The sequence below is a fragment of the Vreelandella andesensis genome (assembly GCF_003989795.1).
Lineage (GTDB): Bacteria > Pseudomonadota > Gammaproteobacteria > Pseudomonadales > Halomonadaceae > Vreelandella > Vreelandella andesensis.
Genome location: NZ_RZHG01000003.1, coordinates 173134 through 193962 on the forward strand (window position 1 = coordinate 173134; position 20829 = coordinate 193962).

The 20829-nt window shown below is 53.2% G+C and carries 16 protein-coding genes and 2 pseudogenes; 8 read left to right on the forward strand and 10 right to left on the reverse strand.

All coding sequences use genetic code 11. The features are described from left to right. Window positions 1–10: 10 nt before the first annotated feature. Window positions 11–970: a 50S ribosomal protein L3 N(5)-glutamine methyltransferase gene (prmB, locus tag ELY33_RS02110; protein ID WP_126943200.1), complete on the reverse strand. Its 960-nt coding sequence runs from the start codon at window positions 968–970 to the stop codon at window positions 11–13. Window positions 971–1193: 223 nt separating this feature from the next. Here prmB and ELY33_RS02115 point away from each other — a divergent pair, with 223 nt between their 5' ends. After that, window positions 1194–1760 (forward strand): Smr/MutS family protein, encoded by a 567-nt coding sequence (locus ELY33_RS02115; protein ID WP_126943203.1) that lies wholly within the window; start codon window positions 1194–1196, stop codon window positions 1758–1760. Window positions 1761–1778: 18 nt separating this feature from the next. On the opposite strand, the gene ELY33_RS02120 is transcribed toward ELY33_RS02115, so the two are convergent. Further along, window positions 1779–2822 carry a patatin-like phospholipase family protein gene (locus ELY33_RS02120; protein ID WP_126943206.1) on the reverse strand — a complete coding sequence of 348 codons (1044 nt, stop codon included), beginning with the start codon at window positions 2820–2822 and terminating at the stop codon, window positions 1779–1781. Window positions 2823–2856: 34 nt separating this feature from the next. After that, window positions 2857–3735: an alpha/beta fold hydrolase gene (locus tag ELY33_RS02125; protein WP_126943209.1), complete on the reverse strand. Its 879-nt coding sequence runs from the start codon at window positions 3733–3735 to the stop codon at window positions 2857–2859. Between the two features lie 531 nt (window positions 3736–4266). On the opposite strand from ELY33_RS02125, the gene ELY33_RS02130 reads away from it, so the two are divergent. Continuing rightward, complete coding sequence (locus tag ELY33_RS02130) at window positions 4267–4707, forward strand: LexA family protein (RefSeq protein ID WP_126943339.1); 441 nt, start codon at window positions 4267–4269, stop codon at window positions 4705–4707. After that, window positions 4704–6050, forward strand: coding sequence for a Y-family DNA polymerase (locus tag ELY33_RS02135; RefSeq protein WP_126943212.1), 1347 nt, complete (start codon window positions 4704–4706; stop codon window positions 6048–6050). Before ELY33_RS02130 ends, ELY33_RS02135 begins: the two co-directional genes overlap by 4 nt. Here ELY33_RS02135 and ELY33_RS02140 read toward each other — a convergent pair. Continuing rightward, complete coding sequence (locus ELY33_RS02140; protein ID WP_126943215.1) at window positions 6012–7475, reverse strand: sodium-dependent transporter; 1464 nt, start codon at window positions 7473–7475, stop codon at window positions 6012–6014. The two genes, ELY33_RS02135 and ELY33_RS02140, sit on opposite strands and share 39 nt — an antisense overlap. 147 nt (window positions 7476–7622) lie before the next feature. Continuing rightward, window positions 7623–8846, reverse strand: a complete 1224-nt coding sequence (locus tag ELY33_RS02145; RefSeq protein ID WP_126943218.1) for a YbfB/YjiJ family MFS transporter — start codon at window positions 8844–8846, stop codon at window positions 7623–7625. A 186-nt stretch (window positions 8847–9032) separates the two neighbouring features. On the opposite strand from ELY33_RS02145, the gene ELY33_RS02150 reads away from it, so the two are divergent. Both ELY33_RS02150 and ELY33_RS02155 read left to right on the forward strand, forming a co-directional pair. After that, window positions 9033–10373 carry a M20/M25/M40 family metallo-hydrolase gene (locus tag ELY33_RS02150; protein WP_126943221.1) on the forward strand — a complete coding sequence of 447 codons (1341 nt, stop codon included), beginning with the start codon at window positions 9033–9035 and terminating at the stop codon, window positions 10371–10373. Window positions 10374–10695: 322 nt separating this feature from the next. Continuing rightward, window positions 10696–11517 (forward strand): MipA/OmpV family protein, encoded by an 822-nt coding sequence (locus ELY33_RS02155; RefSeq protein WP_126943342.1) that lies wholly within the window; start codon window positions 10696–10698, stop codon window positions 11515–11517. Between the two features lie 97 nt (window positions 11518–11614). On the opposite strand, the gene ELY33_RS02160 is transcribed toward ELY33_RS02155, so the two are convergent. Further along, window positions 11615–12301 (reverse strand): type 1 glutamine amidotransferase domain-containing protein, encoded by a 687-nt coding sequence (locus tag ELY33_RS02160; protein ID WP_126943224.1) that lies wholly within the window; start codon window positions 12299–12301, stop codon window positions 11615–11617. Between the two features lie 138 nt (window positions 12302–12439). Between ELY33_RS02160 and ELY33_RS02165 the strand changes: the two genes are divergently transcribed. Then, window positions 12440–13222: a CLCA_X family protein gene (locus ELY33_RS02165; protein ID WP_126943227.1), complete on the forward strand. Its 783-nt coding sequence runs from the start codon at window positions 12440–12442 to the stop codon at window positions 13220–13222. Window positions 13223–13529: 307 nt separating this feature from the next. Here the strand turns inward: ELY33_RS02165 and ELY33_RS18005 are convergent, their stop codons facing one another. Then, on the reverse strand, window positions 13530–13649 hold the full coding sequence (locus ELY33_RS18005) for a CcdB family protein (RefSeq protein ID WP_244208544.1): 120 nt from the start codon (window positions 13647–13649) through the stop codon (window positions 13530–13532). Between the two features lie 178 nt (window positions 13650–13827). On the opposite strand from ELY33_RS18005, the gene ELY33_RS02170 reads away from it, so the two are divergent. Next, window positions 13828–15108: a tyrosine-type recombinase/integrase gene (locus tag ELY33_RS02170; RefSeq protein WP_244208545.1), complete on the forward strand. Its 1281-nt coding sequence runs from the start codon at window positions 13828–13830 to the stop codon at window positions 15106–15108. 331 nt (window positions 15109–15439) lie between these two features. Here ELY33_RS02170 and ELY33_RS02175 read toward each other — a convergent pair. After that, window positions 15440–16220, reverse strand: a pseudogene (locus tag ELY33_RS02175) (Abi family protein). 145 nt (window positions 16221–16365) lie between these two features. On the opposite strand from ELY33_RS02175, the pseudogene ELY33_RS02180 reads away from it, so the two are divergent. Next, window positions 16366–16716: pseudogene (locus ELY33_RS02180) on the forward strand (RNA-guided endonuclease InsQ/TnpB family protein); the annotation flags it as partial. Window positions 16717–17014: 298 nt separating this feature from the next. On the opposite strand, the gene ELY33_RS02185 reads toward ELY33_RS02180, so the two are convergent. After that, window positions 17015–17674, reverse strand: a complete 660-nt coding sequence (locus ELY33_RS02185; protein WP_208644187.1) for a hypothetical protein — start codon at window positions 17672–17674, stop codon at window positions 17015–17017. 101 nt (window positions 17675–17775) lie between these two features. Next, window positions 17776–20817 carry a two-partner secretion domain-containing protein gene (locus tag ELY33_RS02190; protein ID WP_167470029.1) on the reverse strand — a complete coding sequence of 1014 codons (3042 nt, stop codon included), beginning with the start codon at window positions 20815–20817 and terminating at the stop codon, window positions 17776–17778. Window positions 20818–20829: the final 12 nt, after the last annotated feature.

Consider the following 20829-nt stretch of genomic DNA (forward strand, 5'->3'; position numbering starts at 1 on the left):
CGTTAGTTCCTCACGCAAAAGACGCCGCATGGGCGTCGAGTTCAGCGGCGCTCAAGGCAAAAACACCCTGGCCGCCACGCTCGAATTCAAGCCAGATAAAGGGCACTTCAGGGAAAGCAGCCTCCACATGGCGGTCGGAATTGCCAACTTCAACAATCAGCCAGCCCTCGTCAGTCAAGTGCTGATGCGCGTCACGCAGAATGCGTCGCACAATATCTAAACCATCGCTGCCAGCGCCTAATGCCAAGGCAGGTTCGTGGCGGAATTCAGCGGGCATGGTGGCTAGGTCGCGCGCATCAACATAGGGCGGGTTAGATACGACCAGATCAAAACGCTGACCTTCCAGGCCATCAAACACGTCGGATTCGACAGCCCGCACGCGATCACCAACGTCGTGACGCGTGATGTTTTGGCGAGCAACCGCTAAGGCATCCTGGCTAATATCTGCCAACGCTACCTCGCTGGTGGGCAGCACTAATGCAGTGGCGATACCAATACAGCCTGAGCCAGTACACAAATCCAATACCCGAGCAGGCGGTTCTTCAGGGAACCATGCCGCAAAGCCATCTTCAATCAGCTCGGCAATAGGCGAACGTGGAATTAAGACCCGTTCGTCAACGTTGAACGGGAACCCCGCAAAAAAAGCCTCGCCGAGCAAATAAGGTAGCGGACGGCGAGTCGTTACACGCTCTCGCGCCAAGCGAATAATGCGTTCGCGCTCTAACGGCAGCAGGCGTGCATCCAGCACCGCCGGGTCGACATTCCACGGCAAGTGCAGTGCGCCCAAGCAAAGTGCAACGGCCTCATCCCAAGGCGATTCAGTGCCGTGTCCATAGTGCAACCCCGCCAGATAAAATTCGCTGGAGACCCAGCGTAAATAATCGCGCAGTGTAAAAAGCTCACTCACTAATGCCGACTCCGGCAACGAAAGCATTGAGTGATAGGTCTCATCATTAAGGTGCGTGGTCACAGCGGCTCCTGGCGTATAGAAGGTCATGATGCGATTGTACCTTTGACGCCGCTCTGTTCACAGCTCACGATCCACAGTGTCAGTTCGTAACACTGACGATTCACAGCAGCGGTTCACAGTAGCGATTCACAGTAACGGTTCACAGTAACAACAGGCTCGCTATACTGTACGCTTCTCAATTATGCTTATCTGTTAACACTTCATTTCTCTATTTGAGCCGACCATGACGCGACACCTGCCCAACGACGACGACATCAGTGCCTTTCGCCAAGCGCTGCAGGCAGCAGGCGTGCGCCGTATTGCCAGCAATCAAGCCAACCCCGGCAAGCTTAAGCGAAACGATATTGATGCCCTACAAGCACGGCGACAAGCGGCGATAGAAAGCAACGCGCTGCAAGCCAGCGGGCGCACGTCTGATGGCCGAGTTGAGGCGGTGCGCCCGTCAGAATATTTAGAATTTAGCGTGCCCGACCTGCCCTGGCGTACGTTTAGCCAGTTAAAGCGTGGTCAAACGGCGTGGCAGGCGGGGCTGGATTTACACGGCTATACCCTGGAAGAAGCCAGGATAGAGCTTGAGAGCTTTTTGCGTGATGCCGCCGCACAAGGCATGCGCTGCGTTCTAGTCGTACACGGCAAAGCCTGGGGCACCACATCAGACTTCCCTGTGCTCAAAAGCCACACTAACGCGTGGTTAAGAGAATGGCCCGGCGTCTTGGCGTTCTGCTCCGCTACCGATATCGATGGCGGCACAGGCGCGGTATATATTCTGTTGCGCAAGCGTGGGCAGTAAGCGGTCTCTTCGCTAAGGCTACTCGGAGGCATCCGAGACAATAAGGCCAGGCATTCGTCGCTCCAGCGCTTCATCGGCTAAATGACGACCTAGGCGAATTAATTCTTTAGCGCGGTGAAACTCGTAAGTACTGCAGACCGTTTTGGGAATTTCGATCAATACATCCGGCGGATAGCCTGCGATTTTATACTTTGCGAGCGCCGCCTGAGTGATATCAAACGACTCTAGAATCATATCGAGCTTGCCCCACTCGCGCTTACCGTGCAGATCAACCGTCTCGTCAATGTCACTCTCTTCGCCATTACCTCCCCCAAGCCCATCCCACAGCCGCCGCGTAGTGGCGCGCACATCGTCCATCCAACTGCCAATATTGGCATCGCGGTCGCGTTCTAACGCGGTGCGGCTGTCATTGCTGCCTTCGCTGGGTAACAGCTCCTCTAAGGTAATCGGTTGCGGGCTGTGCGCTGTCACGTTAACCGCCACCACAAAATCTGCTTCGTGGGCGGCTAATATCGGCATTATCGGCAGCGGGTTCAGCAAGCCGCCATCAACGAGCACCTGACCACCAACATGTACCGGTGTAATCACCCCAGGGACGGCAATAGAGGCACGGATTGCTTGGAGCAAAGGACCATTTTGAAACCACACTTCACGCTGACGAACCAGATCCGTCGCGACAGTCGTTACGGGAATAGGCAGATCTTCGATTAACCTATCGCCGACCAACTCTTCTAGTTTGTTCATAACTTTATTCGCCCGCATGGCACCCATTGGGCTCCAGGTCACATCGACCAGCTTAAGCACATCTAAATAATCCAGGTTACAAACCCACTCACGGTACTCGGGCAGCTTTCCAGCGGCATAAATACCTGCAATTAGCGCGCCCATGGAACAACCAGCAATAGAGATTATTTCGAAGCCGCGTGCTTCCAGCGCTTCAATAACACCGATATGAGCGTAACCTCTGGCTCCACCACTACCCAATACCAGGGCGACATTATTACCGCCATTTATGCGGCTGCTTGCCACAGGTTTTTCCGTAACATGCGCTACTTTCTTCATCGCCATCTTCCTAACGCTGGTCACCAGATACCCGCTATGCTTGCTGACTAATTATGCCTGCCACGTGATGAACGGCCTGGGGATCAAGATGCAAATGATGACCGCCCGCTAACACTTGGCGCGTTAACCGTGGCACCGCTTGGCGCGCTTTTTCCGCCCAGTCCCGCGCACCAAGAATCCCTCGCTCTCCTTCTATCAATAGCACCGGAGCCTGAATCTCCGCCAGTAATGCCAGCACTTGCTGGGGCGTAAAGCGCACCAAGGAAGGCTTTAATAAACGGCTATCGGTGCGCATTTGCACGTGCCCATCGGCAGTAGCCTGGGTGTTTCGTTCGACAAGTGGCGTTGCAGTAATGCTGTCTAGCGGTGTGACTCCTCCTGCTACCCGGGCGGCGACCGCACTCTCAACATCTGGGTAGCGAGGTGGGCGGGAAAGCGGCCGTCGATGGGCGATAAGTCCTTTTCGCAACTGACTGGCGGTTTCTTCTAAAGGCGTATTAAGCGCCCCCAAGCCGTCTAACAAGATCAGCTTTTCTACTCGTTCAGGCAGTGCCGACGCCACCAGGCAGGCCACTGCTGCTCCCATCGAGTGAGCGAGCAGCGTCGCCTTTTCGATTTCCAGTGACGTCATGGTATCCAGCACATCGTGGGTATAGTCCCATAGCGCGTAGTCGCTTCCAGCAGGCGCATGGGCCGAATGCCCGTGACCGCGAAAGTCGATCGCAACAATGCGAATATCCAGCGCTTTCACTAGCAACGGTGCCAGCCGGGTGAAACTTGCCGCATTGTCTAACCAACCATGCAGCGCCACCCAGGTAGGCGCAGTGCTACGCCCCCAGCTAAGCGCCGCCAGCCGCCCTTTAGCCAGGGAAAGCGACTGCGCAGCGGTACCGATGTGGGTCGATTCATTCATAAACAGGATCTCTTTAAAGCCGGATAACCGAGCAATGTCATACTCGTCAGATGACGCTCTACGGCGTAAACGTTACCATGCTAAGCGCAGCGCATCTGCCGCTTTTATGCGGATATCGTTCGCTTGCTACTACTGTCTCGTATTGCTCTTAACGATGATAACCAACAGGAAAATGGCTATGAAACCACGTCGTGACACCCGCGCTCGCAATCTTGTGTTCTTAATTACCGTGATAAGTGCTTTGGTGGTTGGCTTGTGGCTTGCCCGCTGAGCCAATAGCGTTACAAGCTTCCAGCCTTAGGTGGCGCTTGCAATTTTTCCTTCATGAATAAATACTGTCTATAAGTACTGTTTATACATACAGCTAATAAGAACAGTCCATAAGAACTGTCTATAAAAACTGTCTATAAAAACAGTCTATAAACACCCTATTTATTCATGAGGATGCCGACGATGCCGTCTCAACCCGCCTATTTTGCAACGACCATACCTGCTACAACCATACCTGCTACAACCATGTCTGCTACAACCATGTCTGCTACAACCATGGCTGCGACAGCCTTGCCGTTAACATCTCAGCCGCTGCCCTTTCCATCGCTATATGGCCGTGCGGGGTTTAGCGGCTTTCCTTCACCCGCTCAAGATTACGAACCACGCACGTTAGATCTCAATGAGCGGCTGATTAAACATCCCACCCACACGTTCTACCTCACAGCCACAGGTGACAGTATGGAAGGCTGGGGGATATTCGAAGGCGATTTGTTAGTGGTTGATCGCAGCATACCGCCGCGATTAGGACATATTTTGGTCGCCATGGTTGACGAAGAAGTGCTGATAAAGCGTTATGCGCTCTATCAAGGCACACCACACCTTTGTTCGGCACACCCCCATTACCCACCGCTCCCTCTAGAAGAAACAAATTGCCAGCTATGGGGCGTGGTACGCGCCGTGGTGCACGAGTATTTGCCATGATCGGCCTTGTTGATGTCAATAACTTCTATGTTTCCTGCGAGCGTGTTTTTAACCCTGCGCTTGAAGGCAAACCTATTGGCGTTATGTCTAATAATGATGGCTGTGTGATTGCTCGTTCAGCTGAAATGAAAGCGATGGAAATCCCCATGGGCACCCCCTCCTTCCAACTGGAAGGCCTGCGCCGACGTGGAGAAATCCACCTGTTATCTTCTAACTATGAGCTGTATGGCGATATGTCTGCACGGCTTGCCCAGCTACTTCGGGATTCCTGTCCAGAGGTCGCGCCATACTCTATTGATGAAATGTTTATCTACCTGGATGGCTTCAACGACGCCCAATGCCAAACCCTTGGGGAAGTTTTGCGCCGGCGTATTCGCCGCTATTTAGGGCTGCCCGTTTGCGTGGGGCTTGCCCCCACTCATACACTTGCCAAGCTTGCTAATCACGCCGCTAAAAAGCAGTCACACTATCAAGGGGTCTGCCTACTCACCGCCAACAGCCCTACCACTGCCGCACTGCTGAAACAGCTGCCGGTAAGTGATGTATGGGGCGTCGGCAGACGCATCGCCGAACGGCTCGCGGTGAGCGGTATTCACACTGCATGGGAGTTACGAGCGTGCGACCCGAAGCAGTTGCGGAAGCGATTTTCCGTGGTACTCGCGCGTACAGCGCTTGAGCTAGGTGGCACGCCCTGCCTAGAAATGAATGCGCTAGAACAGCCACGTCAACGCATCATGACGTCGCGCTCGTTTGGTAAAGCAACCAGCCTAAAAGCGGACCTACACGCGGCACTGCGACGCCACGCCCAGCGTAGTGCCGAAAAACTGCGCCAGCAAAAAAGTCTTACTCGCGCCGTGCTGCTGTTTTTAACGACCAACCGCCATCGTAAAGACCAACCACAACTTTCGCCCAGCGCAATGATTCCGCTAACGTCGCCAAGCGACGATACCCGTATTATTTTAGAGGCTGTCCGCGAAGGCCTTGAACAGATGTATCGGCCCGGTTTCAAGTTTGTGAAAGCCGGCGTCATGCTTTTGGACTTAGTGGATGCGCAGCAATATCAGCTTTCACTGTTACAGTCCTCCACCAAAGCACACCCTCACTTAATGAACACCATTGACACGATCAATAAGCGCATGGGGCAAGGCACGATTCGGTTTGGAATGACGGATGCGGAAGCGCCATGGCAGTTGCGCTGCGCGCACCGCTCAAACCGTTACACCACCTGTTGGGACGAGCTCATGGAAGCAGGCACTCACCCTGGCGCTATTGCGGCCGCCAGGGTGAAGCATGAACAACAGCGGTTAGCGCGAGCGCAACACTGGGTACAGTCGCGGGTTTAACGCCTCTCCAACCAGCGCGAAAAACACTAAGACCGCCAGCAGTATCGGCCAGTGAACAGCGAACGACACTGGGTAAAGGCCCAGTGCGTCGACAAAAATAACCAAAATGCCCAGCGGACTGACATAGCGCACCATGGTTAACCATAGTGCATAAGGCAACGGCGCAAGGCCCAGTTCATCGCGGAATGTCTCGCTTTTCAGCACAAACCCCGCCAGCAGTACCATGCCTAGGCCACCCAGTGGCATCATCCAACGAGAGGTCAAATAATCCAGCCAATCAAAGAAGTTTTTACCCGCCAGTGTCCAGTCAGCCCCCAGATTAAACGACAGCATCGCCAGCGTGCTGATTAGCCACAGCACAATACCCGTCGCCCAGGACGCTGATTTCCGAGTCATGCCTTTGTTATCGCATAACCACGAGACCGTGGCCTCCACCATCGAAATAGACGAGGTCAACGCCGCCATTGAGAGCATTAAGAAAAACAGAATGCCAAATAGCGTGCCCATCGGCATCGCCTGGAAGGCCAACGGCAAGCTCATAAAGATGAGCCCAGGCCCTTCACCCGGGTCCATTCCGTTGGCAAAAATGACCGGGAAGATCGCCAAACCCGCCATCAGCGCGACCACCGTATCGGCCACCGCCACGCTTACCGTGGTGCGGCCAATCGAGGCACCTGTTGGCAGGTAACTGCCATAGGTAAGAATCGCCCCGGAGGCGAGCGACAACGTGAAAAAAGCATGGCCCAACGCCGCCAGCATGCCTTCACTAGAGAGACTTAATGCATTGAACGAGAATAAAAAGCTCACCGCCTCGCCAAACCCACCGGAAAACACCCCGAAGATAATCAGCAGAACGAGCATGAGCACCAACCCTGGCATCATCCAACTAACATTTTTCTCAATGCCCTCCTGAACACCTTTTCCCACAATCACCATCGTGAGTAGCGTCACCAAGGTGCTCCATCCGCCCAAAGTAAATGGGTTAGCGTTATTGGCGGCAAACACCACTGCCATGTCGTCAACGCTGGTGCCAGCCAACCCACCGGTCAGCATTTTCCATAAATATGAGAACGACCAGCCCGCTACCACGACATAAAACGACAAAATCATAAAGCCGCAGAGCATGGCCAACCAGCCAATTAGCGACCAGGCAGAAGAGCGGCCAGACTCATTGACGACGCGGCGTATCGCATCAATGGGGCTACCACGACCACGGCGACCAAAGGCGATCTCGGTCATCATTACTGGCACGCCGACGGCAAAAATGCACGCTAGATAGACCAGCACGAAAGCCCCGCCGCCATACTCCCCGGTGATGTAGGGAAATTTCCAAATATTGCCAAGCCCCACCGCCGAACCGGTGGCTGCCAACACAAATCCCCAGCGGCCCAGCCACTGAATGCGAGGTTGCCCAGAAGACGCCATGACCTTCTACCTTGTCAGAAAAAAGCGCCTATCCTAGAGGATTTTATAACTAAAACCCAAAATTCTTACTGGCACCACTTTGCTGGCACCACCTTCTTAGTAACACCACCTTCTTAGTAACACCACCGCTCTACCACCACGTAGACATCAAGCCACCTTCAACGCTTTGGCCTGTGCATCTAACCGCTGAGCGGTTTGGTCGATCTGCCGCAACCAGATTAATAACAGCGCTCCTAAGGTAACAAAACCACCGGCCAGCCATAGCCCCAGGTAATAATTGCCGAAAGACTCCGCCAACATACCCGTTAACGCTGGGGCAATAATTTGAGCAGTGCCATAAGCCAGCGTCATTCGTCCCATTAATCGGGCGGGGCTAGCCGGATACAACCTGCCCGCCATCGTAAGCACCAAACACACACAGCCCAAGAAGGTGCCACCATAAAGCACCGCACTTAATAACACGCCAGCCAAGCTTGACGTGATCGCAGGCAATACAATGCCCACCGCCTGAATAAGCATGGCCACAATCAGCGCGCCTAAATAACCGATACGCCGAGCCACTAAGTCCCACAGCATCACCGCAGGCGCCGCGGCCAACCCCACCAATGCAAACACCCAATTGCCTGCGCCAGCCAAAAGCGGCTCACGTTCAACAATCGCCACAATAAACGTCGCACTAATCACATAGCCGTAACCGGCACAAAAATAGGCTGGCAACATCAACCGCATAAAGGTACGGCTGGGCGGTCTGGCCGGTTCAACATGGTGAGCAGTATCGCCAAGCCGGGGTTTTACAGGGCGTGGCAACCATCGCCAGGCAGGCACTAACAACACAACACCCAACGCACTAAAGCCCCACCACTGGGCCTGCCAGTTAAGCGAAAATGCCAGCATTATCTCAACCGCCAACGCCGCCACCACAATGCCAATGCCCACACCCGCAAAATGAATGCCTAACTCACCCCGCTGACGATGTTGAATCAGCCAATGCAGAATCAGCCCCGACGCCAGCAGCATGGAACCGCTACTCGACAGCCCTGCAATAAAGCGCAGCCCTGCCCAGAGCCAAAAGTGTTCCGTTAGGGCCATACCTGCTGTGCTCAGCACCGCCAGTAGCAAACCAATCCTAAACAGCGTGTCTTTGAGATACACCGTTCGAATTGACGCCGCCAGTACCGCACCTAGCATATACCCCGCATAGTTGAGCGCTGCCAGCCAACCGCCATTGGCATCGTTAAGCCAACTCTGCTGCTGCATCATCGGCAGTAACGGGGTATAAGCAAAGCGCGCAACACCAATGCATAGGATTTGGCTAAAAACACCAGCCAACAATACTTTAAAGCGCTGAGATTGAAGACTAGCAGTGGTCATAAACACTTCCTCGTCAAGGCGCTGCCGTTTGTATCGCCAGAATTTTTATATTCATTTTTAATGAATTAATCATACGCGGATAAGTCCACGGCACCATCGCCCAAACGTGGTAGGTACAATCAGCGCATCTGCATCAAGAATCTGGCAGACTAGATAGCGATAAACACCCAACGGAGAGTGCTTAACATGAGCAACAGCGCCAAACCCTGGACGCAGCCAATGCCCGACGCGCAGTTCAACATAATGCGCGACATTCTTGCCGCCCCGAGTCCCGTAGGCCTAGAAGGTGCCATGACCTACGGCGTACTGAAACCCTACTTTGACAGCTTCGCGCCAAGTGACTGGCATCTGCATCAATTTAAAGGCAACGCTGGTGTAGTACTGGACACCCACCCTGGCCGCGATGACATGTTTAAAGTGATGATCATCGGCCATGCGGACAAAATCCGCATGCAGGTTCGCTCGATTGGCGAAGACGGCAAAATCTGGATCAACACCGACTCCTTCTTGCCTACCGTGCTTATCGGCCATGAAGTGAAGCTGTTCAGCGAAGACCCAGACGCCTCTGGCAGCTACCGCTGCATTCAAGGCGGCACGGTAGAAGCCCTTGGCGCTATTCACTTTTCTGACCCGGCGCAGCGCGATGGCAGCAAAGGCATCAAAAAAGAGCAGATCTACCTGGACCTACAGATCCACGGCGAAAACAAAAAGCAGCAGGTGCTGAATCTGGGCGTTCGCCCAGGCGATTCAATTATCTTCGACCGTCCTATTCGCCCTGGCTTTAGCCCAAACACCTTCTACGGCGCTTACCTGGATAACGGCTTGGGCTGCTTTGTCACCGCAGAAGTAGCAAAGCTAATCGCTGAAGCTGGCGGCACCAAAAAAGTACGCGTGCTATTTGCCATTGCCAGCTACGAAGAAATTGGCCGTTTTGGCAGCCGCGTATTAGCTGGCGAACTAAAGCCAGACGCATTGATTGGTGTCGACGTTAACCACGACTACGTGGCCGCCCCCGGCATTGGCGACAAGCGAATGCAGTCGCTAGAAATGGGCAAAGGTTTCACCATGGCGGTAGGCTCTATTGCCAGCGAACAACTTAACCGCATTATCGCCAGCGCCGCTAAAAAGCAGGATATTCCCCTGCAACGGGATATTGTCGGCGTGGATACTGGCACTGACGGCATGGCAGGCGTGCTAGCGTCTATCGACAGCGCAGCCACGTCGATCGGCTTTCCGATTCGCAACATGCACACCATTTCCGAAACCGGCAATACTCAGGATGTGCTAGCGGCAATTCACGCGCTAACCCACACGTTGAAAGCACTCGACGCCCTGCCTGACCTTCAGCGGGAATTCCTAGACAACCACCCGCGGCTTGACCAAGCCAGTCCGCTTAGCCACCAAGGCAGCGACAAGCCTGATGGCGATACCTCTGATAGCGACAAGCCTGATAGCGACAAGCCTGATAATGCTCCTGCTAATGACAAAGACAAAAAAGCTGCAAAGCCAAAAAAAGCGAAGAAATAGCATAACGAAGAACTAGTGTAATAACCCCCCGGCCAGTGCACTGGCCGGGGGATTATTGGGTCTTACTCGATCTTTCTTCACAAATATCCAATTCATGTGTCTTTGTGCACCACAAGTATTCCCTGCCTGCTTCCTTTTAACGTCTCCCTCCGCTATACGCACAAAATTCGCCCTGTAGCCGTTGAGTTATCCAACCTACGCTATAAAACAGAAAATAGTTTCGTGTCATGGGCCAAACAAACCTTTAGTTCGCTTGCAGTGTCTTGAAACAAAAACATACAATCACGCACGTTTGCATAATTAAAAGGACGCTACCGTGACCATGCCCCCTACCAACCTCGTGCAGCAATGCACTGCTTATAAGCCTTCCGCTTATCAGTACCAGCCTTCTCGTCGACTAACTCCGCTGCTAGCGGCTGCCTTTAGCATCGTGATATCCGCGCCAGCCTGGGGCGACAGCTGGGAAGGCAGCGTAGGCGCAGGAGTTACCTATGCACCTGACTATCTAGGTAGTAACGATTATGAAACACGGCCATTGCCCGTTGTTAACCTAACTTATGGCGACCAGCTCTCGATCAACTTACGCAACGGGATTGAGTGGCACGCTATCCGTAACGGCAACTGGACCGCGTCTCCGTTTATTGGCTACACCTTTGGACGAGACAATAAAGGCGATATCAGCCAGTTTGAAGAAGTCGATGGTGGCGCAACGCTGGGCTTACGGGTTAGCTATCAGCAAGGGTTTTGGCGTTATAGCGTTGCAGGCAGCACGCCGGTAAGCGGCGATGTTGAAGGGGCAAAATTTTCAGCCAATGCCGCCCTGCGCATGCCCGTTAGCGAACGGACGCTCTTTACGATAACGCCCAGCGTTACCTATTCAAACGAGAAATGGACCGAATCGCTGTTCGCTGTTTCCACTCAAGACAGCCTTCGCAGCGGTATGGCTGCCTACACGCCAGATGGTGGCTATTGGCGAATGGGAGTAAATACTAGCCTTAGTTACGCTCTCACCCCTGAATGGACAGCCACTGGCTTTGTTGGCGCGGCGTATCTCACTGGCAGCGCTGCCGACAGCCCGATTGTTGATGAGCTAGGCAGCGATTGGCAAGCTCTCACCGGGGTAACACTAAGCTATCGTTTTTAAATAGGCCGTTGTTAAACTTCCCAAGCGACGCTGAATAAATGCAAAACGGCGAGCATAGTGCCCGCCGTCATAGTTTCCTGCACTAAAAGCGTATTGGTTAACGCGCCAGCCACGCCATAAGCGCTTCAGCGGTGGCCGCTGAGGAAGGCGGGTTTTGGCCAGTAATCAATTGGCCGTCTTCACGCACGTAAACCGCAAAGTCGTCCGCCTTGCTGTAAATGCCGCCACACTGCTGCAACGCATTTTCCACCAAATGCGGCACAATCGCCGTCAGCCCCACGGCATCTTCTTCGCCGTTGGTAAAGCCTGTGACTTGGCGCCCTTTCACCAGGGGCTCACCACTACTGGTTTTTGCATTAATCAACACGATGGGCGCATGGCACACCGATGCCACGGGCTTGCCTTGGGCAATAAAGTTTTCAATCAATTGGATAGAATCTTTATCGTTCACCAAGTCCCACAGCGGGCCATGGCCGCCCGGATAAAACACAGCATCGAAATCATCAGCATTCATATCGCTAAGGCGATGCGTCGCGGCTAGCGCCGCATTCGCTTCATCATCTTGCTTAAAACGCCGCGTTTCATCGGTCTGGCTATCGTCTGCGTCGCTTTTCGGGTCAAGCGGCGGCTGGCCACCGTTTGGCGAGGCCAGTGTCACTTCTGCACCCGCGTCTTTAAAGATATAGTACGGCGCCGCTAGCTCTTCTAACCAAAAGCCGGTTTTTTCGCCGGTATCTCCTAGCTGATCGTGAGAGGTCAGCACCACCAAAATACGCTTGCTCATCAGATGACTCCTAATTGTGAAAAGCGCAATAGTTTCTTGCGTTCACTACTTTACCTTGGGGCAAGTTTTCTTGGTTGCAAGGCAAAGCGCCTTAGATAAGATAGACCAGTGACTCCCCTTTTATTCTAGCGAGACGCCGTGAGCATTGAAGCGCGAGAGTTTTATCGCCAAGGGCCAATGCACCGCCCAGAGCGTGCCAGCAGTTTTGCCCTGATCCGTCGCCAGTTCGATTTTCGTTCGATTGAAATAGGCCGCTGGGTGACCACCGCCGAACGCGACCGCGCCGCCGAGCTTTTTCACGATGCCCTATGTGATTTAATGCTGATACTGCATGGCAATGAAGCGCTGATTTCCCTGCGTGGCTCGTTAGCCCTGCAGTACGGTAGCGGCGGCAGGCCCGGCGTTTCAGCCCATTACGACCCCAGCCAGCGCAGCTTTTCGCTAGCCAAGAACGCAGGACCTGGCAGTATTGCCCACGAATGGTTTCACGCCTTCGATCATTACATTGCCCAGAAGTGTTTTAACAACATGCCCGCTAGCGCCTTCGCCTCGGCGGCATGGCTAGCAGATGCTATTCCCATTAACCACCCGCTCAACCAGCGCTTACTCGCCTGCTTCCACGCCATTCTGCTTCACCCCGACGGACAGCAGCCTAGCGCGCTTTTCAACCACTCAGCCATCATGGACAAAGCACAAGGCCAGCTGTATTACAGCAAGCCAGAAGAGCTATGCGCCCGGGCCTTTGAAGCTTTCGTGCAAGACGCCACCATCAAAAACCACTTCCTGGTGAAAGGCACAAAAACCTCTCCCGAGGCAGAACACGGCCTGTACCCACAAGGAGAACAGCGGGAACGCATCAACGCGCTGTTCAGCGCCTATTTTGCCAGTTTGGGGAAAGCACTCAGCAAAGAGAGCCCTTAATAAAACGAAGGTGTGCGAAACGTACCAATGGCGACTACGCTTCATTGACACTCATATCTCAAAGGAAGAGAAACATGCCGTCTACTACTACGATCGTGGTTATCATTGTTGTCATCGTTGTCGTCGCAGGTATCGGTTTCAGTGGCATATTTCCCTTTTAAAGGAAACTGATACCAGACTCACCGTGGCCTCCTGATCACCGTTTAAAGGGTGATCAGGAGGCCGTGGATGGTACGGAATTGAAAGGCAGAAGATTCATAAGTGTTAGGCGATTGCTCCACGCAGCTGAAAAATAGGCCTCTTTGCATCAAAGGCCCAAAAACGACATATCCAGCGCTGGGGAGATTTCAAACCACTGCTCAGCAAGACTACCAACACTAGCGTGAAATTCGCCTTTGGGAACGGCAGCCATATACTGAGTGGCCATTATTAGCTCCTAACATCGTGCAAACCGCATGTGGGTAACTAAAAAAACAGGCATAAAAAAACCCGCTGATTTCTCAGCGGGCTTCTTCTATATTCTTTGGCGGAGGGGGAGTCCGCTAGATTGATATCCACTATCATCTACTGAAATATCCAATCTTAAACAAAATCATAGGGTTGAATTGCATCTTTGTCTATTGAAGTCTATGGTAATCTTTAACATATGGGGGACTACTTGGGGGACTGATCCCCATTTATTAGAGAGGTACGCCGTGGCAATACACAAGCTCAGCCCACGCAAAGTTGCTACTGCTGAACCGGGCAAACATGAAGATGGTGGCGGGTTACGTCTAGTTGTATCTAAAAGTGGAGCTAAGAAATGGGTACTTAGATTTACTTTAAGAAGTAAGCGCCGAGAAATGGGGCTTGGCAATTTCCCTAACACTGGCTTAGCTGAGGCACGTCGTAAAGCAGAAAACTATAGAAAGATGGCCAAAGAAGGCACTGACCCAATTCATGCTCGCGAGCTGGAAAAGCAGCAACAGTCGACCCCTACGTTTACAAATTGCGCTGCACGTTATATTCAGTCGCACCGTCGTAGCTGGCGAAATGCTAAGCACGCTCGACAATGGGTTAGTACATTAAAGACTTACGCAAGACCAGTCATTGGCGAAATGCCTGTTGATGAGATCGACACCCACCACATACTCAATATACTTAGTCCTATTTGGTCAACTAAAACTGAAACCGCAAAGCGTGTTCAAGGCCGAATTGAGAATGTGCTGGACTTTGCTTCAGCACACAAATATCGCGATGAAGCCAACCCAGCTCGTTGGCGTGGTCATCTAGATAAACTGTTGGCAAAACCATCTAAGGTTCAGATGGTTACTCATCACCCTGCAATGCCCTACGAACAAGTGGCTAAATTCATGGTGGCTGCACAAGATTACAGCAGCATGTCATCAAAAGCGCTGCAGTTGCTGATACTGACAGCAACACGAACGTCGGAAGTTCTCAATGCTGAATGGCATGAAATTGATCTTGTTAACGCTACGTGGACAATTCCTGCTAAGCGCATGAAAGCTAGCCGCGAACACCGTATCCCCCTCTCCCACCAAGCTTTAGCGCTGATATCTAACCTTCCAAGCGTTAAAGGCAATTCATTTGTTTTTCCGGGCATGAAACCTGGTCGCCCTCTTTCAAACATGTCACTGCTGCAGTTTATGCGAGGCCTTGGTTACGGCCCAAGCGGTGACAAAGGCAACTATGTACCTCATGGCTTTCGTTCAAGTTTTCGCGACTGGACAGGTGAGGTGACAAGCTATCCACGCGACGTTGCTGAGATGGCGTTAGCGCATGCTATAGAAAACAAGGTAGAAGCCGCCTATCGGCGTGGTGATCTTTTTGAAAAGCGCAGGGCAATGATGCAGGACTGGGCTGATTACATCTATTTAAGAAACTAAGTAGCAAAAACTTTTAATAAACCGCAGCTTATTAAAAAATAACACCATTTATTGGAAGCGTATAAGGAATCATTTAGCCATGCATTTTAAAGTGTGTATGCGACCGTTGTTTCAATTCTAGCGGTAGCCGCAACCTTTATTATGCGGGGCTTAAGGCGTCTTCGTTTTAAGACATCCAAACTTCCCCCGTATACATACACTGACTTATCGACTTTGAACGTGCAAACACTTACTTACCCGTCGCATTAGGAAAATCGACACATTATGCTAATTCTAATTAGTTTTTGCCGGAAGTGTACACGCCAAACTATGAGTATGCCAATTGGCATACTCATAGCTTCGTGCGATATCTCTGGGAATTTGCAATAGCTTGGCCAACCTTTCGTGCCAGCGAGTATGGGGGGCTTACCTGCTGCATTAGATGATGGAGCGCTGCCAGCACCACACTTATCCGGGTGTGTGAAGTGCCACGGCGTAAATACTCTGGCCAGGAAAAGCTTCGCTGTTTGGGAATTTCGGGTTTGATACCGAGTTCACGATTCCACAGCCTCGAATAATGAGCACAGATCTTACACACAGAGGTTAACGTGTGTAGCCAAGACTCCAGTAGAGGCGCAGGAACGTTTAGGCGACGACCAATGACTTTTCGATCAATATCTTTAGCCAAGCCTTGGTAGAGGTGAGACAGCTCACCCAGCGTCAGCTCTTCAAGCATTGCCCACCCAGGCATAAGTCTGGGTTCGCGTGCATAGCTTTCCTGAGCGCGGCGCTTAAGTAGCTGTTTTTTCCTTTGCTGGTCGGCTTGCGTCAGTCTTTCAATACGTGCCGCCTCACGCTGGTAGTCCTTCAACGCATTGCGTTGGGTGCTATCGATGCTTTTTAGTAAACGTTCATGATCATAACGGTTCTTGAAAAGCTGAATGCTCAAGTACCAATGGGCGCCGTAGGTGGGGCCCATGTGGTTTGAGATAGCTGCTCTGGTGGCGACCTCTAACCGTTCGACGGCATCACCGCAAACGCCGATCAAAGTCATACAGGCGGCTCAGTTGACGAAGCCCTATGCCCTTTCGAAACCTATTGTCAGCATCATCAGAGATTTGGAAAGGCCGCATATAAGGCGTTAGGCGGAAAAACTCACTGCTTCCAGGAAAAGCCTAGCGCGAGCTTCGTCATTTATTTGCAGGCCACGCGCCTTGAGCAAGGCAAGTTGTTCAGACACTGTGGTGGCAGGTTTGCTGAACTGCCTCTGATGCTCTCCAAAAAACCTCTCGCGCTCTGATTAACGAAAACCAAGTGTTGTGCGTTGAGTCGCTGAACATCACCGGCACGATCAAAAACAAACATCTCGCTAAAGCGATCAGCGATGCGGGCTGGTGTGAGTTCATCCGCCAGCTTGAGTACAAGGCGAGTTGGTCAGGTCTGCAACTGGTGCAAGTGAGCCAGTGGTTTCCTAGCAGCAAGCTGTGCCACGGCTGCGGGCACAAGATCGAAAAGCTGCCCCTTTCGCAACGACACTGGCACTGCAATGGTTGTGGTGAACCTACTGACCGTGATCACAATGCAGCCAGGAATATCCGAACCGCCAGGCTGGCGGGGGTAGCCTGTTGAGCGACTGGAGCGGGGCATCGGACTAGCCGCTGTCTAGTGAAGGCGTGTCGAAGCAGGAAGGTTATGGGGCGACCCAAGAACTCTCGCCCTCCTCTCCGGTTGTAAGCCCCGATGTCTGAAAAAAAGTAAGCCGATGCGGAGTGTCAGCATATCGGCGATCTGCCCGATGGGTGCATTGATATCGTAAGGCGCACCTTCCCCAGCATTATGTTGCAATCAAGCTAGAAGATCATTAGGTGAGTTAAGCAAAAACATTAAGATTCTAAAATGGCAAAGGAGCGATTAGCCACTCATCACCTCACTCTACCTTGTAGTAGGATTCAAAAACAGCGTGATTCGGGCGTGTTTCAGGCAGCACATAGACGATGCCATTCGAGTTCTTGAATGCGGTGCTTACCAAGGTTGTATAAAACGTTTTGGGCACATTGATGCAGCCATAGGATATCCGCTTGTCGTCTGCATGAGGTGACGCCAGTCGCTCCTCCCGGCGCTCCCTGGGGGTGCCGGCTACGACCGGATGAAGGGAAATGGCGGTTTCATAATCTATCCAGAGTATCTCGCCACCCTTGAGGTTGCGTCCTAACGAAGCTACAAAGCGTCCTGCTGGCGTCGTACGCTCTTCCGGAAGAATGCTCGCCAGAGCACGCTCACCAATACCCGGCACTGAATCGTCCCCCACCGCCATTCCTAGCAAGGCGGATGACTCTCCACGGAGTTGGCCTTCGGCATTGAACATGAAAACCTTTGCCTCTCGCTTGTCAATAATCATATAGGGCATGCCGAGATTATCCTCTGAATCGATAATCCAGTTAACTATGGCTTTCACTTGCTCTGATGCATGTTCAACGGTGAATCGTAGCGCTGAATTTGAGGCGTCATGGGAATTTGCCTGAGCAGCTTGAGGTACGATAAAAGCAATTATTAGCCACCATAGACATAGGGTTTTCAATCGATTCAAGGACATGCCTCCTGCGGCATTTTTCAACGGTTAGGTCATGCACAACGGCTACCAGCGCCTTGATAGCGCTGGTAGCCGTTTATTTTCCTAATATCTCAGGTTTAAAAGCGATCTTGCTTGGGCTCATAGACTGGCGGCACATAGGCATCGATGGGCGGCGCGAGGTCGATTTCCGCTGTCAAATCCAGGCGCTCTAGCTGCGATGTAGGCATATTAACGGCGGCGGTCGCAAAGGTCAGCGCTAGCCCTTCGCTGATATTCTCGGGCAAGTCGCCGTTCTCATCTTGAAAAGAGATAACTGGCCTGAGGGCCTCTTCAGGCAATTCAGACAATGCTAATGCTGTTGCCAACGGCAAGCTCGGCTCTGATCCATCAGGGTTGGTGGTGCTTGGATCTGTCGTGCTGGGGTCAGTAGTGCTGGGGTCAGTAGTGCTGGGGTCAGTAGTGCTGGGATCTATCGGATCAGTCGTGTCTCCTGGAACAGTCGTGTCAACCGGATCGGGAGTTGGCTCAACCGGATCGGGAGTTGGCTCAACCGGATCGGGAATTGGATCAACCGGATTGGGAGTTGGCTCAACCGGATCGGGAATTGGATCAACTGGATCTGGAGTTGGCTCAACTGGAACTGGAGTTGGATCAACCGGATTGGGAGTTGGCTCAACCGGATCGGGAATTGGATCAACTGGATCTGGAGTTGGCTCAACTGGATCTGGAGTTGGATCAACCGGATCGACCATCGCAGCGGTAACCAACAGCGTCCCATCGACGTAGTTGATGTCGTAGTTGTCAGAATCGAAAGTGCCACCGTTAGCATCAGCGGGCGTAATCGCATAAGGGCTGCCATCCACACTGGCCGTGGCAACTGTGCCGTCACTGGTTAGCGTGACGCTGGTCACTGTTTCCGCATTCACCAGCCCATCAGAGGTAAACGCTTGTGGCGAAAGCGGATAAGTTTCTCCGAAGACCTTGGTGCCATCATTAGCGGTAATGGTCAGCGGCGCTGGGGTGACATCCGCCCGGGTGACATAGGTTCCCTCCGTAGTACCGAAGGGGGCAAAGAGAGCGTAGGTTTCATCAGCAAAGCTGGTTTCATACGTAATCAGCTTCTCGTCGCCCACATCCTTGGTATCGAACAGGGCATTGCTCGTCGTGTCTAGTGAAACGGGGGGCTGTGCGCTGGTGATATCAGGTTCAAGGCCGCTGACGGTAGCGGCACGCGTTCCGTCGTACACCTTGTCTTCGCCCAGGCCGAATACCCAGGCCTTGGCATCCAACTCTCCGCCACCGGTAAGATTATCGTCGTAGGCTTGGATTTCGGCACCGGTGGTAGCGTAACTAGCGGGATTGAAGCGAATGCTCAGATCGCCCGTACCGATGGTGATGCAATTGATGCCGCAGGTAATCAGGACGGTGCCTGCATCAGCCCCCGGTCCGGTACCGTCATTGTCAGCAACCAAAATGACATCGCCGGTCGTCACGGTCACATCGGCACCCACATTGACATCCTGCCCGGCGAGCGCCGTCAGGTTACCAGTGGTGATCGTTGCAGCAGCCGCCAGCGTCACATCATTTTTCGCGTCGAAGGTGAGGTTGCCAGTGGTGGTGGTGACGGCAGCATCGACGTTCACATTACGTTCAGCGTTGGCTACCAGGCTACCGTCAGTGCCGGTAATCGCCGCGCTGATATTGATATCACGATCAGCGTTAAGGGTCAGAGTAGTCTGATCGGTCCAGGTGATGGCATCCATAACGGTGATATCGCCGTTACCGGTGCCGCTAGCCCCGCTGTTTTCCGTGGTCACAGTGATGTTGCTACTGCCCAGGCCAGTGACAAGGTCGGCGATACTGATATTGGCCTCGTTGACCCCGGAGTTGGGTTCAAAGACATTGCCGTTTATTGTGGCATCGGAAGTTGCCGCATTGGAGATGGTGATATCGGCCGGGTCAAGCAACCACATGCCCACGGTGCCATTGGGTGCACGGGTGTCTATCCTGATATCCGCCACGTCTAGCCAGCCGCCGGAGGTCTCGATCAGGCCACCGTCACCCGATTGCGCGCCACCGCGGGCGCTAATGCTGCCGTAGGCGCGGGTTGAGTTATCTGCCCATAGCACGACCGTGCCGCCGTCACCGCTGGTGTTGGCATTGGCGTTAATAGTGCTGTCAGCGCTCATGTAAGTTGCGCTGGCATTCTGCACCGAAGGGTCCTTACCCTCGTAGCCACCGCCGATCAGCACGGCGCCGCCGCCAGCATCGCCGGACGCATCAATCTCTGCGTAAAATAGACCAACGTGGCGGGCCGTAGCGGTGACGCTACCCCCGGTCTCACCGGCTTCGCTACCTGATACATCCAGAGTACCGCCAACGTTCAGGGTACCGCTCTGCATGTCACCTGTCAGCATGATAGCGCCTTCGCGGTTTTCAATGCTTTGGGCGCGGATCACCCCAATGTTGTTGACCGCCGACTGGAACAGATCGCCCGCCGATTGAGCGGTCATCAGAACCTTGCCGCCATCGGCTTGGATCATCCCACCATTCTGCACCAACGCATCCAATGCACCCTGGTTGACGGCCACGTTCAACAGGCCGTCGCCAGCGACATCGAGAGTGATCACCTCGCCCGCCGCCAGCGCCACAGTACCCAGATTGGCCTGAAGAGTGCCCTGATTACTGACATTTGCACCGAGCAGGGCGATATAGCCGCCATCCGCATTGATCGTGCCCTGGTTGACAATACTGCCGTCACCTGCCCTGATAAAGTTGTACATTCCTGCCGCAAAGTCACTGTCGCTGATGGCCAGTGTAGAGGCCACCAGGCCACCGACATTGACCGAAGAATTGGTGCCAAACAGGACGCCGTTGGGATTCACCAGGAAGATCTGTCCGTTTGCAGTGAGAGTGCCCATGATGGTCGAGGGATCTGACCCCAGCACCCGATTGAGGGTAATCGAGCTACTGTTGGGTTGGCGAAAGTTCACCGCCTCTCCCGAGGCAATATCGAACGCCTGCCAGTTGATGGCGGCATTCTGGGTGGTTTGGCTAATATTCGTCACCGTCGCATCGCCGCTGATAGTGGCACTGCCGACTGACACCTCGCCTCCCACCGGTAAGGCCCAGGCGTTGCCGGTAACAGCCAAGAACATGGAGGCGATAAG